Origin of the sequence: Youngiibacter multivorans (genome assembly GCF_017873395.1) — a bacterium.
Lineage (GTDB): Bacteria > Bacillota > Clostridia > Clostridiales > Clostridiaceae > Youngiibacter > Youngiibacter multivorans.
The window spans coordinates 111347-129042 of record NZ_JAGGKC010000005.1; the positions used below are offsets into that span (position 1 = coordinate 111347).

Sequence of the window (17696 nt, forward strand, 5' to 3'; positions counted from 1 at the left end):
TGAACCTTCTTCATCTTGTGATACCCTGCCATTTGCTCGCCTTACAGGATCTCACCGTTTGATTCTATTACCTTTTTGTACCAGTCAAAGGACTTCTTCTTTGACCTGTCAAGGGTCCCCTTGCCTTCATTGTCCTTGTCCACATAGATGAAGCCGTATCGCTTCTTCATTTCGCCGGTGGTGAAGGATACAAGGTCAATGCAGCCCCATGGGGTGTAGCCCATAAGTTCCACTCCATCATGGGTTATGGCCTTTTCCATCTGCTCGATGTGAGAACGGAGGTAGTTAATCCTGTAGTCGTCGTTTATGTTTCCGTCTTCTTCTATGACATCCACTGCTCCAAGGCCGTTTTCGACGATGAACATTGGCTTCTCATATCTCTCATGGAGCATAATTAGAGCATTTCTCAGGCCTACAGGGTCTATCGCCCATCCCCAGTCCGATGCCTGGAGGAAAGGATTCTTAACGCTTACGTGTGAGCCAGTCACCAGGTCCTTGTTTTCACCTTCAGCCCCTGATTTTACCGTGTCAGACATGTAGTAGCTGAAGCCGATATAATCTACGGTACCTTCTTCAAGTATCTTAGCGTCGCCAGGCTCCATCTTTATGTCATAGCCTTCCCTCTCCCATTCCTTAAGGGCATATGCAGGATAATGGCCACGGCAGTGGACATCTGTGAAAAATATCCTGTCATGTATTGTGTGGAGTGCAAGCAGAGTATCCTCTGGATTAGAAGTAAATGGATAAACAGGATGGAATGATACCATGCAGCCTATCTTGAAGTCAGGATTGATTCCATGGCCGATCTTTACTGCAAGGGCGCTTGCCACGAGCTCGTTGTGGGCAGCCTGGTAGATTACTTCCTTCCTGTCCTCCCCTTCCTTGAACTGGATACCGGAATTCGTCCAGGCGAATATCGGGTTCTTCAGGTTCATCTGGTTGTTGATCTCATTGAATGTCATCCAGTATTTAACCTTGTCTTTGTATCTTCTGAACACTGTCTCGGCGTATCTTGCAAAGCAGTCAATTACGCTTCTGTCCCTCCATCCGCCATATTTCTTGAATAGCCCATATGGCATCTCGAAGTGGGAAAGTGTAATGACCGGCTCTATGCCATGCTTAAGCAGCTCGTCGAACATGTCATCGTAGAACTTCAGGCCTTCCTCGTTTGGAACAGTCTCATCCCCGTTCGGGAATATCCTCGGCCAGTTTATGGATGTCCTGAAGCACTTGAATCCCATTTCTGCGAATAGTGCTATGTCCTCCTTGTATCTGCCATAGAAGTCTATGGCTTCATGGTTCGGGTAGTTCTCCCCCGGCATTATGCCGTCAGTAATCCTTCTTGGCACCCCGTGGGCTCCGGCAGTCATGACATCGGCAACGCTGAGACCTTTTCCACCCTTGTCAAAGCCACCTTCAAGCTGATGGGCAGCTACAGCTCCGCCCCATAGAAAACCTTTTTGAAAACCCATAATTACCTCCTTGATTTATCATTTGAAGGGGAAGCAAGCTAATCATTGCCTCCCCGGCCATTTATCGTTCAATCTGAAAAACCCTTGTCCCCTGTGACATCCTTCATCCATTCGCCGGAAAGCTTTACCGTCCTCTTCAGTGTTGCTGTATCTATTGCAACGAACCCATATCTGTTCTTGAAGCCATTGTTCCATGACCAGTTGTCGGTAAATGACCAGGCATGGTAGCCTCTGCAGTCAGAGCCCTCCTCTATGGCCTTCAGGATCCATTTCAGATGGTTCCTGATGTAGTCGATCCTGTAGGTGTCATGGATCTCACCGTCCAGACGGTACCTGTCCTCATTCTCGACCCCGATGCCGTTTTCGGCAATGAAGCATGCCGGATTGCCGTAATTAAGCCTCAGGTCGGTGAGCAGGTCGTATATGCCCTTCTCATAGATTTCCCAGCCCCTGTATACGTTCATGCGCCTGCCGGGCATCCTGTAGTTGACGAAATAGTAGTTGAGTCCTTCCTGAAGCCTGTCTGCGGGTGCCATGACCCTTCTGGGCTTGAAATAGCTTATTCCCAGGACATCAACCCTGTTTTTTGCGATAAGCTCCTTGTCACCATCCCTTACCTCCGGAAGTATCTCGCTCCTTTCAAGCATATGAATAAGCTTTTCAGGGAATTCACCTTTAAGCACGGGATCCAGGAACGCCTTGTTTATGAACAGGTCGCAGGCTTCAGCGGCTTCAAGGTCCTCCTTCGAACCAGATTTCGGATATACCTGGCTCAGGTTCATGATGACGCCAATCTCCCCGCCGGTGCCCATCTCCCTGAAGGCTTCCACAGCTGAGGCATGCGCTATGATCATGTTGTATGCTACCTGTACAGCCCTTTTCAGGTTCCTTACCTTCGGATAATGGTTGCCTTCCACATAGCCCTGCTCTGCAGGTACCAGAGGATCGCTGAAGGTAAACCAGTTTTTGACCCTGTCTCCGAACAGGTCGAAGCAGACCCTTGCATAATCGACGTATGCATCGACTGTCACCCTTGATTCCCATCCACCGTATTCCTGAAGCTTAACCGGGAGGTCGAAGTGGAAAAGGTTGATGTATGGCTCGAGCCCCTGCTTCTTCAGCTCATCTATCATGCTGTTGTAAAAATCCACGGCTTCCGGGTCAACATCACCGATGCCTTCCGGAATGAGCCTTGACCACTCTATGGAGGTCCTGTAGGAATCCAGCCCCATTTCCTTCATCAGGCCGATATCCTCAATGTACCTGTGATAGAAATCCGAGGCAATCTTCGGTCCTACCATATGATAAAAGTCTTCAGGCTCGCTCTCGTACCAGAACTCATAGATATCCATGCCCTTCTTGCCTGACGTACCCTCCGTCTGCGGTCCTGACGCTGCTGCACCGAAAAAGAACTTCTCAGGAAACCTGTATTCCATCTCTATCCCTCCCATTGCATGCATATTTCTTTGATTCAATTATACGGTCCTTTATGCATATTTAGAATAGGAACAAAATACCTGATGGCTCTGAAAAGCCCTGTTTCCAACAATTGGAAACAGGGCTTCCCTAAAAATTAATACATTCTTCACAGAAATCTTATGGTACGTAGGTGCCTTTGGTAGTCCCCTGCCTCGAAATGCCCCACAGGCCTTTACCGGCATCGCGTGCAGTTCTCGCCAGATCCATTATCCTTTCAGCATATCTTGTGTCAGGCGGAAACTCGTAGGGCTGGGCATGTCCTTCCGCTGCAAGAAGTGCGTTGAACAGATGCTCATCTATCGCTTCATCATTAACCTTGTCAGGAAGCTCAAGCCATACATACCTCAGAAGCCTTCCATATGCATCTGTTTCAGAAGTATCCTTCTCGAGGTACACTTTTCTGCCTTCAAGCATCATTTTTGTATAGGCCTTGGCTTCAGCTCCATACAGCTCAATTTCCCCTGATGTCTCAGGAGTGTTGACCCCTATAAGCCTTACTGCAGTTCCATCAGAAAGCCTTATCGTATCACCGTCAGAGACTGATGTGACATATGCCTCCCTGAATCCTGAAGGTATGGAATCACTGTAGCTCTGAGTCCTTAGAAAATCGAGGGCCGCAGGTATCAGAATAGCAGCAGCAAGGATAATGTAGAGGATATTCCATATTTTTCTTCGCATGTCGATCCTTTCAAATGCCCTCCTAGAAGTGCAGCATCCCCTTGTTTCTGGCGTCGCCGTGCATGACGCCCGCAAGGATTGCGATTGTGCATATTATCTTAGGCGTAAGGGAATAGTTGTCTATGAGATTAAGGAAAACAAAAACTATCATGGAAACGGCAAACCCTGAATAGAAGGATAATCCGTCCTTCCACACCTTGTCCGAGCCAAGATACCTGACTAGGCTAATGTACATGGCAACAAGCATAAGCATAAGCAGGACCATCCCCGGTATGCCGAGCTCAGCCTGAATGTTGAAGAGCGCATTATGCGCATGATAGACCACGTTGTTGTCATAGGGGTTGTTCAGCTCCGGAAATCGTGCCACATAGCCTGGATACTCGTGGAAAAAGCTGTTGAGGCCTATTCCAAGTATCGGGTGCTCCTTCGCCATATATAGGGCAGCCTTCCATATCCTTAGCCTCGAATAGTTCTGTTCATAGCTGAAGATGTCGAGTATCCTGTTCCTTGAATACGGTACGACCATCAGCATGAATGAAGCCGGTATGAGAACTGCCAGGAACTTCCTTGAGCTGTAGAAGGCAAGGGTCAGTATCCCAAGGAATACACCAAGCATTCCAGCCCTTGAGCCTGTCAGGAAAATCGAACCGGTTATGAGGCATGAAACGAATGCGTACCATACTGCAAGCTTTACATCCCTCTTTCTGGTCCTTACAGCCATTACCACCATGGGAAAAAGGGCTATAAGCATATAGCAGGCCAGAATGTTCCCATGCTCGATGAAGGATGTATGTTCAGTCCTCACGAATGGCTTCGGACTGAAGAATGCAAAATAGACGAGCTGAAGTGCATGGTAAGCTGAAACTACAACCACAGAGGATATGTATGTCCTCAGCACCATCTTGGTATGGAACGGCCTGTTAAGCTCGAACTTCAAAATAAAGAAGGCAGCGAATGCACTGGCATATATGGCAGCTCCTGCCAGGGACATGGCCTTGTCACCAGAGTAGACCACAGATACCAGCGACCATATTGAAAGGAGCATTAACGCCAGTGAGAACCTTGACTTCCTGATCTCAGCCAGGGACCTTCTCATTCTTGCGTATGCATCAGGGTTTTTCTTTGTATAAAGGAGATAGAATATTATTACCGGCACAAAAAGAGCCGGCGTGATATACATCGGAACCAGCGGGACAAGGAATATTGCTGCAAGCATAAGCCTGAATAGATGGTTTCTGTTGAAAAAGCCCATACAGTCCTCCAAAATCGAATCTACATTAGACTATACCCCAAAAAAAGGCAAAAGAAAAGAGACCTCTAAGGTCTCCTTGCCTGTCTTACTCGACTGTTATTGCTGATGTCGGGCAGCTGTCAGCAGCTTCCTTCGCAGCGTCAACGTCTGCTCCGTCAACCTCGTCTGCAACAGCAAAAGCCTTTCCATCGTCGTTCATATCGAACACTGAAGGAGCAACGCTTGCACAAACTCCACAGCCGATACAGAGATCCTGATCTACAAATGCTTTCATTCTCATAATCCCCCTTTCACGTGATACTTATATTATAAAGAAATTTGCAATGACAATTGTGAACAAATTGTGAACATTGTTATTTCATTGACTTATCGATATGCCTCCGGATACAGACTTCACCTTATATAGTGGAGCTGTACCGTTGATTTCCTTTGAAGATCCTGTGCTCTCAACCAGGCTCCCGTTTCTTGACACCCTGATCTTGCTGGATACCGAGCTCAGGTCATATGAGAACTGTCCTTCAGGAAGCTCCAGGGTGATGCTGCCGGATACAGTCACAATTTCTCCGCCATTTACTTCAGCAGAATCAATTACAATCTCTCCTGAAACCGTATCTACTGCAAACCTGCCTTCAATCCCAATAAGCTCAACCCTTCCTGAAGTCGTCGATATATCTGATCCGTCTCTTCCGAAAGTGCCGTCAGCTGCAATGCTTCCTGAGACGCTTCCGGCATCAAGTTTTCCTGCCTCGATTCCTGTAAGTTCAATACCCCCGGAAACTGTCCTCACCTTAAGCGACCCTGCTTCAATTCCATCCATGTCAACTTCCCCTGATACGGATGCAACTGACATTGCTTCAAGAGCCGTGTGAGGTATGCTGATCACTATCTTCGCTTCGTTCTGCCCGAGAAGGCCGGAGAGGCTTGAATCCTTAAGTACTTCCACCGTAACCTTTCCATCCCTGGAATATGCGGTCTCAAGTGTTCCCCTGTAGCCACTGGACACTCTTCCTGTAATGTCTACCACAACCTCATCGCCGTCATGGCTGATGACCGTTACGTCACCGATTGTTGTATCCACTGAAATCTCTTTGGCATCATCAACCGAAAATGTATATGTCCTTGAAAATTCCTGGGTAAGCGTATTATCCCCGATTATAGGAAGGTTCCCTGATTCAAGGAATTTCGCAATCTGACTTCCGAACTCATTTATGCTGAATCCTGACTCGTAAAATATCCATGCTCCTATGCCGAACGATACTGAAGCCACTACAAGGCAGACCAGAATTATCTTCTTGAAAGTATCCATTGCCATTTCCTCCTAAAATCTTCTGAAAATGTTCTTTATGATACCTATTATCCCCATGACAATTGACTTTATGATCCTTATTACAAGCGTGAAGCTCAGTACGAAAAGGGCCAATACCCCTATCCCCATGAAGAAGAGAGCAGCAGCGGGCAATCCCAGAAGAATCGTACCCGGCAGAAGAAGGATAAGGAGAGGAGAGGCGATAAGGGCCAGGGCCGCAACAAGAAGCCCGAAGGACACTGAAAGGAGCGCAATGATCAAGGACCCGATGACGCCAAAAATGGCTGGCCCCACTACCATCAGCACAAATGCGATGATCAGTCCCTTTATGAATCTGTCTTTGTCTCTTTTGTTCCTGTCATCATACATAGCTCTGCCCTCCATACAATGACTATACCGCCCTTCGATTAAAGCTTAATTAAAATGCAAACGAGCTTTTATCAGGATATAATAAAGGGGAACAGAGAATATCGTGTGCTTTGGGGGGCAATCTCTATGGGAAAATCTCAGAACAGGGAATTCCAGGATAACATCAGGAAAAGGCTTTCTTCGCCTGCATTTTTAAAGCGGCTCGGGCCGGGCAGGGATGCAGCCTTGTTCCTTTCGTCGGACAAGACCTTCATCAAGGACCTGCACAGCCTGTCAAGCCTTCTCGACTTTTCAGGCGGTACGCTACTTGGCATGGTGAAAGGACATCTGTCACAAATCATGGATGTTCCAGACATGGACCTGAAGGACGTATACGAATATCTGATTAAAAAGGCTTTCAAGGATTCAAGGGACAGAGAATTCAGCCAGACTGAATCAGACTTCGCTTCCATCTACGCTGCGGCATACAGGGAACTTAACAGGCTGGAATCCCACAGCGGTTCCGGGGAGTTCCACGTCGTGCACAGCTTCGCATTCCTCACAAAAGAGGAGTTTGAAGCCCTTGAGGAGGATGAGTACGGCAAATTCATGAAAGCCATGGATGAAGACCACATCCTTGAGATCATGAAGCTTTCAAGGGAGCTATTTGGATTCAACACACTTGACCATGTGGCAGGAGTGCACCATGTCGGCATGAGGATAGCAAGGCAGCTCAAGGCCCTTGGGCTTACAATAGACCTGGGCAGGGTATCAGGAGCACTTGCAGGACACGATATCGGGAAGTACGGCGTGAAGCAGGGAGAGATGGGCAGAGTCCCCTATCTCCACTACTACTATTCAGACATTTGGTTCAAGAAGCATGGGATAAACTACATAAGGAACATAGCGGTCAACCATTCGACCTGGGACCTGGAGCTGGAGAACCTGTCACTGGAGGCCCTCATACTCATATACTCCGACTTCAGGGTAAAGAACAGGAAAGTCAACGGAAAAGACACCATGTACATATACGGCCTTGATGACTCATTTGCGGTGATCCTTGACAAGCTGGACAACGTAGATGATGCCAAAAGGAGAAGATACGAAAAGGTATATGCCAAGCTCAAGGACTTCGAGGAGTATCTGAAGACGCTGGGTGTTGTTACCGACGCCTATGCGGCACCTGAACCTGTCCCTGAAACCCTCAAGAACGCAAGCCTGTGCTTCGGCAAAGAAATCGTGGACAGGCTCAAATACCATGCAATCGACCATAACATCAGGGTCATGTGGCAGCTGAGGAACGAGTTCTCCATGGAGTCAATGCTGGAAGAGGCCAGAAGCCTTAGGGACTGGAAGGATCTGAGGGAGTACATAAGGATCCTCGAGGAATATTCAACATACCTGACCCAGAACCAGAAGCTGCAGGTCATCAGCTTCCTGAAGGAAAACCTTGTCCATCCTGAAGACGACATCAGGCATCATTCAAGCGAGATAATCGGAAGGCTCATCGGAACCTTCGACGAGGACTACAGGAAGGAGCTGCCCCTTGAGGAAACTCAGCCATCCTCAATGGTTAAGGGGAAGGACCTTCTTGATTCAACGCTGAAGAGCCTGCTGTACCCCGACCACAACACAATAGAGAGCCACAGGTTCTTTCTCGGATACTCACTTGGCGGCATTATGCAGTCGCTCTTCAAAGCCCTTCCTGAATCAAGGGTATGCGAGTATTCAGAGGTTGTCATGCGAAGCTATACTGCTTCCTCACTCAAGAACGAGGACACATCCCTGTTCCTTGCAGGATCCCTCAGGCACATACCATGTGATGCGGCAGTCATGGAGAAATACCTTACAGACATGCTGTCGGGAACCTACATACAAAGGCTTGCAGCACTTGAGGTGCTGACCTCACAGGACATGACTGGCGCATTTTCAGACAGCTTCATCGGAACGCTCAGGAAAAAGATCCATAAGATCAGGCCTGAAACCGAGACAGCGGAGGTATACCTTCTCTTCAGGCTTTCTGCAAGGCTTGGCGACCCCTCGAAAAGGAAGGCTCTTTCAGATGAGCTTGAAAAAAGGAGGTCTGAGATATCCGCAATCTATCTCGCCAACCTCAAGAGTGCCACCCACTGGATAGTGAAGAGGGTCTCAATAAGGCTGCTTCTCTACTATACCCTTACAGGTGACGGCACCATGGCGCTTAACAATGCCATACACCTCTGTAACCTGCTCAAGGTATCTGCCATCGAGTCGGTCAGGAGGACTGCAGGAAACACGCTCCTGGCGCTTATGGGAAGGCTCAGTCCCAACGAAAGGAACGAGGTTTCGGTTGAACTCCTGAGGGCACTTGAAATTGAAGGCCACAGGTTCACCGAATACATACCGAAGCCACTGGGAAAGTCTCTCCTTTTTCTTCCAGCCAAGGAATTCGATGAAATCATCGACGACCTCCTCCAGAAGGTAAAGACCTCGACTTCCTCCGTCAGGAGCCTCATACTCAAGACTTTGGGAACGAGCCTCGAGTCCTTCATTGAGTTCGGTTTCAGGGACCTTAAGCTTTCCGAGGAAGAGAAGACAGAAAGAATAAAGAATATGGTCAGGGTCCTGCTTTACGGTCTGTCCGACTACGACCCGCTGACAATCAGGTCCTCATTCACAACCATAGGTAAGGTGCTTTTTGCTTCTGGTATGGTTTCAGACGAGCACAAGAGGCAGCTGTTCGACATGATCGGAAAGAAGCTTCTGACTCTCCTTTCCCATGATGACAGGAACCTTCTGTTCCTTGCCCAAAGTGCAGGACTTAACCATATATACAGGTTTATGTCAGGATACATACATGACCACGGTGACTTGAAGCTGACCGAAGCAAAGAGATATGCGTTCTTCCCCGGAACCTTCGACCCGTTCACAATATCTCACAGGAACATAGCCATACTGATAAGGGACCTGGGATACGAGGTATATCTTGCGATTGATGAATTCTCGTGGTCCAAGAAGACCCTTCCCAACAAGGTGAGGCGAAGCATACTTAACATGAGCACAGCAGGAGAGCTTGGCCTTTACCTCTATCCTGAGGACATGCCCATGAACCTGTCCAGCTCAGAGGACATAAGGATGCTTAAAGACTCCTTCAACGGCGAGGTAAGCATGGTCTGCGGAAGCGATGTGGTCGAAAATGCCTCAAGCTACAAGAAACCACCTACTGAAGATTCGATACATTCCCTGAGGCACCTGGTCTTTGAGAGGAGCAGAGGACGCAGCAGCAAGAGAAGGATAAGGAGCATCTTAAGCGATGTCATGTTCCTTGACCTTCCGAAGGACCTGAAGGAAATCAGCTCCACCCAGATAAGGGTCAACATAGATGAAAACAGGGATATTTCCTCGCTCATAGACCCTCTTGCACAAAAATACATATATACCAACGGCTTCTACCAGAAGACACCAGTGGAGAAGACGCTGCTTCAGATGTCCTTCCTTGAGAAGAAAATTGCTCCTGCATATAACGAAGAGCTGGATTCGGAAATCAGGACCCTCTTCGGAGATGACAGCGAGACCATCAGTAGCCTTGTAAAAAGCAACTACAGGAGGCCCTCAGGCAGAGTCCTTGTCCTGAAGGATATGAACACTGGGAGGCCTGTGGGTATGTCGATGTTCCACTGGGCGAGGAGCGAAAACATACTGATGGAGGTTGGCGAACCCGGGCTTGCTAACCTTGTCAGGGAAAAGAACCAGGGAAGGATAATGATCCTTGACGGCTTCTTCACGGACCCTCCTGACAGGCTTAGGAACTACAAGCAGATTCTGCTTACAGAAACTCTGTCCTTCGCAACCTCCAGGGATTATGAATATGCCCTATACCTTCCAAAGCACGATCTCCTGAACGACCTGGGATTCCATTCGATCATGGAGCACTGCAACTTCAGAAGGCTTTCAGACGAGCATCCCCTGCTGTATGTGGACATGAGGACTCCACTGGTCCTTAACCTCGACATAGACAACATACTTAAGGATCCCTTCAGGACCAACCAGAAGCTTGCTGCTGCGATCTCCACCGCGAGGGGACGGCTTCAAAAGGCTATCTGCGGACTTTTCCCGGGTACCCTTCTGATACCCTATGAGCCGCTTATGCTGCATCAGGGTATGATCCAGAAGATATGCAAAGAAAATGGCGTCTCGATGAAGGTGACTGAACCAAGGACCCTCGGCGACCTAATGTGCGTCCCCTACGGCGACATACTGGACAGGGAGCTCATACCGAACACTGTCACAAAGTCACTTCACACTGAGAAATACTTCAATTCAGACATGAAGGACTTCACCATCAAGGAGGTTCCCTTCTACCTGTCCCTTGAGGACCAGGTAAGGACACTGGCCTCGTTCAAAAGGCCTGTCATACTGGTCGATACGCTTCTTCACAAGGGCTACAGGATGAAGGCACTGAATCCCCTGCTCAAGAAGGAAGGAATCGAGGTCAGGAAGATAATCACCGGAATCCTCTCGGCGAGAGGACTGGACCTCATGGCTCACAAGGGCTATGCAGTGGACTCGGTTTACTACATCCCAAGGCTCAAGGTCTGGTTCAACGAAATCGACCTGTACCCGTTCATCGGCGGAAATGCCCTCTGGAGAGGCTCATTCCCGGAGAGGAACCTGATACCTTCAGTAAACCTGATATTGCCTTACACCTCCCCGAACTTCATACTTGAAGCCGGTAACGAGGCTCTCTTCGAGCTTTCCAGGGTCTCCATCGAGAGCTCCCTTGAAATACTGAAGGTGCTTGAGGAGGAATTCCATAAATACTATGAAAGGAAGCTTACGCTATCCTCCCTTGGCCATGTATTTACAATGCCCAGGGTACCAGACAAGGGCAAGGACATTGCCTACGACCTGTCAAGAAGCCCTTCGAGCTATCTGGAGTCAGACCTGGAACAGCTCATGAGGTACGACAGGCTCATAAGGTAGCGAAATATTAAGGCCTGAAAGGAGATAATATGAGGAACACTTTTTCACTTGAGGAAATACTTGCATATATTGAATGTTCGAGGAGAAGCGGTTCAACCGACATACCCGCTTTTCTCGACAGCCTTGAACCGGAGCTGCTTGATTCGGTGATGGCTCTGGTTGCCGAAAACGAGGAGGAAAACTGCCTTTCGGACATAGGTGAGCTTGCCGCAGATGGCTCACCGGTCTACCTCGTCGATGAAAGGGTAAAGCTGAACAGGCATGTTGCCCAGAGCATGAAGGAGCTCCTTGGCTATACAGGGGTTCGCATACTGATGGATGAGGAGGACTCGCTTGGAAGCCTCAGGGTCCATATGGTAAAGGCCCCGGGCGACCTTGAGCCGATCATACCATGGAAGCCAAGGATTTCAATCGCAGGTCTCGGAGATGTGGGAGGAACTCTTCTCATAGGTCTCAGGCTTCTTGGGGGCGATGAGGTCGGAACCATAAGGATATTCGACCCCGATGAGAATAAGCTCAGGCGGTATGAGCTCGAGGTAAATGAGATAAGCGATGGAGGCCCGATGCCTGAGGTCATAGTCTCCTCATACCAGGAGCTTCTTGACTGCGACATCCTCATTTTCACAGTTTCCCTGGGCGTTCCGCCCTTAGGCACAGATCTTAAGGATGTCAGGATGGTACAGTTCGAGAAGAACAGTGCTGTTCTCCTGCAATACGCAAAGGATGCGGAAAAAGCAGGCTTCAGGGGAATGTACTTCATAGTATCGGACCCGGTTGACCAGCTCTGCATGAGCCTTATGGTCAACGGCGGCATTGCACCTGAAAGGATAAGGGGCTTCGGACTCGGAGTCATGGAGGGCAGGGCCAGGTACATAGCGAAAGAGCTTGGAGCCTACAGAGACGACCTCAGGGTATACGGACCACATGGAAAAGGTATCATCGCTGTTAATTCCCTTTCTGAATATGATGAGGAAGTATCAGATAATCTGGCAGCAAGGACTGAGCATGAAAACTTCAGGATCAGGGAAACCGGCTTTAAGCCCTATATAGCACCGGCACTTTCATCAGGAGCAATACAGATGGTAAAGGCCATACGCGGAGAATACCACGCATCAGCCTGGTTCGACGGAAAGGTGTTCTTTGGGGCAAGGAGCATGCTGTCAGAAGGATTCACGCAGCCGGAAAGGATCCAGCTGAGGAGCATCCTTCCAAAGCTTGAAGCATGCGAAGATTTTCTGCTAAGTTTTTTCAGATAAGGAGATATATATGAGACTTGAACTGCACTGCCACACCACCGCTTCTGACGGGAGGCTGACTCCAGACGAGCTTATGGCTCTAGCCGTAAAGGAAGGGCTTGACACTCTTGCTGTCACCGACCATGACACAACAGCTGCCCTTCCAAGGCTTGCTGAGCTCTCAATGGAAAGCGGAGTAAAGCTAATACCCGGAATAGAGCTTACGACAAGCCGAAACGAAGAAAGCATCCACGTCCTCGGCTATTTCACTGACGAGAGCTACAAGAACACCGAGCTTTGCGAATTTCTCCAGGACAAGTACACCCACAGGAACGACAGGGTGAAGAAAATGCTGAAGCTTTTAAAGCAGCATTTTGAAATCGACCTGGACTATGACGAGATCAGGAACAATTCCACAGGAGTCCTTACACGTGTCCACGTAGCCAAGGAAATAACGAAGCTCTACAAGCAGTACACTTTAGACTACATCTTCGACAACTTCATATCCAAAGACAGCCCTGCATATGTGGAAAACCAGTATCTTCCTGTCGAAGAAGGCATAAAGCTGCTGAAAGGCTATGGATGCGTTGTCGTTCTCGCCCATCCTGTCATCTACAAGAAGAACACTCTGGAAGACCTGCTTGAGTACGATTTTGACGGACTTGAATGCTACTACTTCCTGAACAATGAGGAGCTTACCAACAAGTCGCTGCTTCTTGCGAGACAGAAGAACCTTCTTGTCACTGCAGGCTCAGACTATCACGGAATCAAGGGTGACAGGAAGCATGGCTACCTTGCCTCAATTGAATATGACCCTGAACATCTGGTCCCTTTCTTGAGCAGATTCATGTGAAACAGCACATTTAAACTGAAAGGAAAAGCATATTATGGAAAGACCGAATATTAGTCTGGATACCATAGTCATCGACTGCAGTGAGGAAGACGTGAAGAAAATGATGGATTTTTATGTGCTTCTAACGGGCTTCATTCCTGAGCCATATTCGGAGGATGTCATTCCGACACTTACGGGCAAATGCATCTCAATTTCCCTATATCCAGTGAAAAGCTACATACCTCCGACCTTTCCGTCTCCGGCGGTTGGCAGGCAGCTCCATCTGGACTTCTTTGTCACTGACCTTGAGTCAGCAGTTTCCTATGCAAGAAGCATAGGCGCGGCAGATTCACCGAAGCAGTTCCATTCCTCATACCATATAATGCTGGATCCTTCGGGCCACCCTTTCTGCCTTACTACCAACGGTCCAACTGTCGAGGCAGGTTTCCAACAGGTTGAGTGATTAAAGGGATAAGCTAAAATAAGAGAACAAAAACTTTAAAAAACGGGTAAATGATGCTGTCATCATTTACCCGTTTCATCTATCGAATATTTTATGCCTGAGCTACGCACAGGTTGCTGATAGGTTCAGCTTCCTGAACAAAGGACCTGATTTCTTCATGAAGAATCCAATCATCGGCCCGAACATCAGCATGCCTATGACAGTCCCCTCCCTTACGGTAAGAGGAACCTTGATTGTGACTACAAGAATAAGCACCAGCATTATGCAGATTACATCAACAAGCTGCCTGATATGGCTGAACTTCAGCCCTGTCTTGCCTGCAACGGCCATGCAGAGTCCCTCAAGTGCGAATGTGACTGCGTCCAGGTCCATTATTGCACCTACCGATGCGGCTATAAGAGTGTATGATGAAACGAGGACTGCAATCCTCAATAGATAGCTGTCAAACGAAATGTCTCCAAGTACGTTGTAGAGCACGAAATTGACCACCATGCCAAGAAGGATGCTTACCGGTACCTGAAGCAGGTGTCTGAACTTGAAGTCCTTCCTGAGGATGACCAGCTGTCCCGCAACGCAGGATATGTTGATTGCCATGCCTATTGTGCCTACTTTTATTCCTGTAAGGAATCCCAAAGTCTGAGTCATGGCATCCCATGCTCCGACTCCTACAGCTGCCTTTATCGAAAATGCCGCGCCAATGCCGGTTGCTATTATCAGTACGAGCATTGCAGCATATCTTTTGATTTCCTTCATTTGACAATTCTCCTTTGATGACAAGTGGCAGAAGGCTTCAAGAACCTCTATCCCATGACTTGAGTCTACATTAACAGCATAGCTGCTTCAACGGATTTTCAAATTCTGTTATTTCAATTCCTGAAAATTTACATAAAAAAAAGCAGGATAGCTTTCCTGCCGTTATGTATTCATTCAGCATGAAGGTGTTCATGCTGAATGAAGGTGTTCAAGCCTTATCATATCTCTTCAGCAGCTTTGGTAACTGCTGCCCTTGACTTCCAGACCATGGGAAAAAGTATCGCCAGGAATATCAGTGAGGCCCCTACTATCATCCTTGTTGAAATAACCTCTCGGAACACAATTACAGAAAAAACTGTGGCAAAAAGTGCCTCTGTGGACATTATTACAGCAGCCCTCGTTTCATTCGTGAACTTCTGGCTGTATGTCTGAAGGAAGAATGCTATGGTAGTTGAAAAGACTCCCAGGTACACTATGGCAGCATAGCCCTCAGGCTGAGCACCAAGCATTGTACCGCCTCTTGCTGCAAGTACGATTGCCGACAGAAGGAATGAAACGTTCATCTGAATAATCGTAAGGTCTATGGCGCTTTCTTCCTGCGAGTACATCCCTGTGAAGAATATGTGGAAGGCAAACGCTATTGAGCAGAGAAAGCTCAGGAAATCTCCCGGATTTATCGAGCCTGACAGGTCAAGTGAAAGCACTCCTACTCCAATTAAAGCAAGTATCGCACCTGAGGTTTCCTTCCAGTTCAGCTTCTTCTTTAGCAATATGAATCCAAGGAACGGTACTATCACTACATTTACTGCTGTTAGAAATGCGTTCCTTGAAGGTGTCGTAAGCTCAAGACCCAGTGTCTGGAGAAGAAAGGCTCCGAAAAGGAATATCCCAATTATAATGCCCTTCCTCAAGGTTTCAATTCTCATTCCTTTAAGCCTTTTGAAAAAGAAAACATCAAGCAGCAGCGATGAGACAAAGAACCTGCCTGCCATAGCCTGGTAAGGCGTCAGGTAATCAAGGCCGATGGCTCCTGCTATGAACCCGCTTCCCCATATCATCGCAACCAGAAGCAACCCCGCTTCACCCTTGTATCTTTTCATCATCCAACAGTCCCTTCATCCTTAGTGAATTAAAAACCGGCTGTAATCAGCCGGCATTGATCTTATCAGTCTTTTTTCTCAAGGCAGTCTTTGCAGACTCCCCTGAAGTTGAATATCTCATGGGTTACCTCGAATCCTTCAAGGTCTCCTGAAAGCTCAGATACAGGCACCTTTATGGTGACGTCGAATATGTTGCCGCAGACATCGCACTTGAAATGTCCGTGCTCCATGGGATTGTAGATGTCAAACCTTGCTTCCTTCGCTTCAATGGGCAGTATCTCAATCAGCTTGTGCTCGATGAAGAGATTCATGGTGTTGTATACTGTCGCTTTGCTGAGAGTTGGAATTTCCCCTATCAGGGCATCATAGATGTCGTTTATGGAGGGATGGTTATGCGTGTTCATAAGGTACTCATAAATCCTTTTTCTCTGATATGAGGGCTTGACTCCATTTTCCCTCAGATAAACATCGATGTTCTTCACCGCCATCACGACACCTCCTTATAATCATTCCAATTTATATCAATTATATTTTAACAGATTTGCATGGAAAAGTAACCATTTTCTGATCCAGGTTCTAATCCAGGTCAACCATGCTGGAATAATCGCCAAGCTTGTCCCTTGTAGCTACCTCCCGCATCCTCTGGTCGATGACCTCGGCAGGAGATACCTTCGTTACACGCTGATGCCTGTAGTTGGCAGCAGCAGCTTCGATGATTATGGATATGTTCCTTCCACTCCTGACAGGAACGGTTATCTTCTTTACCTTGACGCCAAGGATATCCTGGTATTCATCCATACCAAGGCGGTCATAATCACCGTCGTCTCTCCAGTGTTCAAGGTGGATAATTATGTCCAGCCTCTTGTTCTGTACCATTGTAGACAGTCCGAACAGCGCTGAGACGTCAATTATTCCAAGACCCCTCACCTCCATCATGCCGAAGGTGATCTCAGGGGACCTGCCCCTAAGGATTCCGTCAACCTCCCTGATATCGACTGCATCATCAGCAACCAACCTGTGGCCTCTCTTGAGCAGTTCAAGTGTGGCTTCGGACTTTCCTATGCCGCTTTCACCTGTTATGAACACTCCCATGCCGTAGATGTCGACAAGAACGCCATGCATCCTGGTTTCAGGTGCGGTGGCGTTGGCTATGTACAGGGTGAGCTTCGATATGAAATTTGTGGTTGATTCACTGGTCCTAAGCAGCCACCTCTTGTAGGTCTTCGCTGCATCCACAATCTCCTGGTGGGGCTCAAGACCCCTGGTTATTACCAGGCACGGAATGTTGTATCTCATGAACCTTCCTAGCCTTTTCTTCCTGAGTTCAGGTATGAGTTCATCGAGAAAGCTCCATTCCCCCTGGCCAATGACCTGGATCCTTTCCCTGCTGAAGTAATTGTAGAAGCCTGCTAGCTGAAGCCCCGGCCTGTTGACGTCGGTTATGTTTATGACGTCGTTCTCAGGACCCTTTACCAGCACCTCCATATCGAATTCCTTGATTATCTTTTCCACTGTAACAGCCATCGACATATCCCCCGATTATTTTTTGCGTTCTATCCCCTCAAGGCTTCCTTTAAGGTTTCCCTTCACCCTGTCAATATATTCTCTTCTTAGCTTTTCACGTTCAACTGTCTCTTCCAGGGTAAGATCCCTTTCCCTGGCTATCCTTGAATACTCGTTTATCTTTGCTACAAGCTCATCATGTTCCATTATAATGCTCCTTAATAAAAATTGCTCTGCAATAAATGCAGAGCAACCACAAACTTTCTAGTTTCCCGACATGCCGTTCACCTATTGATCCATACCTGCTCTATGC

The 17696-nt window shown here is 47.9% G+C and carries 16 protein-coding genes; 4 read left to right on the top strand and 12 right to left on the bottom strand.

What is annotated here, in order from left to right:
* Nucleotides 1–41: 41 nt before the first annotated feature.
* The 7 genes from J2Z34_RS04465 to J2Z34_RS04495 all read right to left on the bottom strand — a co-directional run bounded on the left by J2Z34_RS04465 (nt 42) and on the right by J2Z34_RS04495 (nt 6556).
* Nucleotides 42–1472 (bottom strand): 6-phospho-beta-glucosidase, encoded by a 1431-nt coding sequence (locus J2Z34_RS04465; RefSeq protein ID WP_209458663.1) that lies wholly within the window; start codon nt 1470–1472, stop codon nt 42–44.
* Nucleotides 1473–1540: 68 nt separating this feature from the next.
* The gene (locus tag J2Z34_RS04470) at nt 1541–2908 is read right to left on the bottom strand and encodes a glycoside hydrolase family 1 protein (RefSeq protein WP_280922301.1); all 1368 of its coding nucleotides are present in this window, start codon (nt 2906–2908) and stop codon (nt 1541–1543) included.
* A gap of 160 nt (nt 2909–3068) precedes the next feature.
* On the bottom strand, nt 3069–3629 hold the full coding sequence (locus J2Z34_RS04475; protein WP_209458665.1) for a thermonuclease family protein: 561 nt from the start codon (nt 3627–3629) through the stop codon (nt 3069–3071).
* Nucleotides 3630–3651: 22 nt separating this feature from the next.
* Nucleotides 3652–4881, bottom strand: coding sequence for an O-antigen ligase family protein (locus J2Z34_RS04480; protein ID WP_209458666.1), 1230 nt, complete (start codon nt 4879–4881; stop codon nt 3652–3654).
* An 85-nt stretch (nt 4882–4966) separates the two neighbouring features.
* A complete protein-coding gene (locus J2Z34_RS04485; protein ID WP_023389074.1) occupies nt 4967–5155 on the bottom strand; it encodes a ferredoxin in 189 nt (62 codons plus the stop codon).
* 84 nt (nt 5156–5239) lie between these two features.
* Nucleotides 5240–6187, bottom strand: coding sequence for a DUF4097 family beta strand repeat-containing protein (locus tag J2Z34_RS04490; RefSeq protein WP_209458667.1), 948 nt, complete (start codon nt 6185–6187; stop codon nt 5240–5242).
* A gap of 12 nt (nt 6188–6199) precedes the next feature.
* Nucleotides 6200–6556: a hypothetical protein gene (locus tag J2Z34_RS04495; protein ID WP_209458668.1), complete on the bottom strand. Its 357-nt coding sequence runs from the start codon at nt 6554–6556 to the stop codon at nt 6200–6202.
* 126 nt (nt 6557–6682) lie between these two features.
* Between J2Z34_RS04495 and J2Z34_RS04500 the strand changes: the two genes are divergently transcribed.
* The 4 genes from J2Z34_RS04500 to J2Z34_RS04515 are packed head-to-tail and all read left to right on the top strand — an operon-like array spanning nt 6683 to nt 14027.
* Entirely contained in the window at nt 6683–11497 is a 4815-nt protein-coding gene (locus J2Z34_RS04500) for a cytidyltransferase (protein WP_209458669.1), read from the top strand.
* A gap of 29 nt (nt 11498–11526) precedes the next feature.
* Nucleotides 11527–12753 (top strand): hypothetical protein, encoded by a 1227-nt coding sequence (locus tag J2Z34_RS04505; RefSeq protein WP_209458670.1) that lies wholly within the window; start codon nt 11527–11529, stop codon nt 12751–12753.
* Nucleotides 12754–12763: 10 nt separating this feature from the next.
* Nucleotides 12764–13585, top strand: coding sequence for a PHP domain-containing protein (locus tag J2Z34_RS04510; RefSeq protein ID WP_209458671.1), 822 nt, complete (start codon nt 12764–12766; stop codon nt 13583–13585).
* 34 nt (nt 13586–13619) lie between these two features.
* Nucleotides 13620–14027, top strand: a complete 408-nt coding sequence (locus J2Z34_RS04515) for a VOC family protein (RefSeq protein WP_209458672.1) — start codon at nt 13620–13622, stop codon at nt 14025–14027.
* Nucleotides 14028–14129: 102 nt separating this feature from the next.
* Here J2Z34_RS04515 and J2Z34_RS04520 read toward each other — a convergent pair whose 3' ends face one another.
* The 5 genes from J2Z34_RS04520 to J2Z34_RS04540 all read right to left on the bottom strand — a co-directional run bounded on the left by J2Z34_RS04520 (nt 14130) and on the right by J2Z34_RS04540 (nt 17590).
* A complete protein-coding gene (locus J2Z34_RS04520; RefSeq protein ID WP_245250509.1) occupies nt 14130–14780 on the bottom strand; it encodes a YczE/YyaS/YitT family protein in 651 nt (216 codons plus the stop codon).
* Nucleotides 14781–14998: 218 nt separating this feature from the next.
* Nucleotides 14999–15880: a DMT family transporter gene (locus J2Z34_RS04525; RefSeq protein ID WP_209458673.1), complete on the bottom strand. Its 882-nt coding sequence runs from the start codon at nt 15878–15880 to the stop codon at nt 14999–15001.
* Nucleotides 15881–15945: 65 nt separating this feature from the next.
* Nucleotides 15946–16368 carry a Fur family transcriptional regulator gene (locus tag J2Z34_RS04530; RefSeq protein ID WP_209458674.1) on the bottom strand — a complete coding sequence of 141 codons (423 nt, stop codon included), beginning with the start codon at nt 16366–16368 and terminating at the stop codon, nt 15946–15948.
* A gap of 88 nt (nt 16369–16456) precedes the next feature.
* A complete protein-coding gene (gene hprK, locus J2Z34_RS04535; RefSeq protein ID WP_209458675.1) occupies nt 16457–17404 on the bottom strand; it encodes an HPr(Ser) kinase/phosphatase in 948 nt (315 codons plus the stop codon).
* 15 nt (nt 17405–17419) lie between these two features.
* Nucleotides 17420–17590: a DUF896 domain-containing protein gene (locus J2Z34_RS04540; RefSeq protein ID WP_209458676.1), complete on the bottom strand. Its 171-nt coding sequence runs from the start codon at nt 17588–17590 to the stop codon at nt 17420–17422.
* Nucleotides 17591–17696 lie beyond the last annotated feature (106 nt).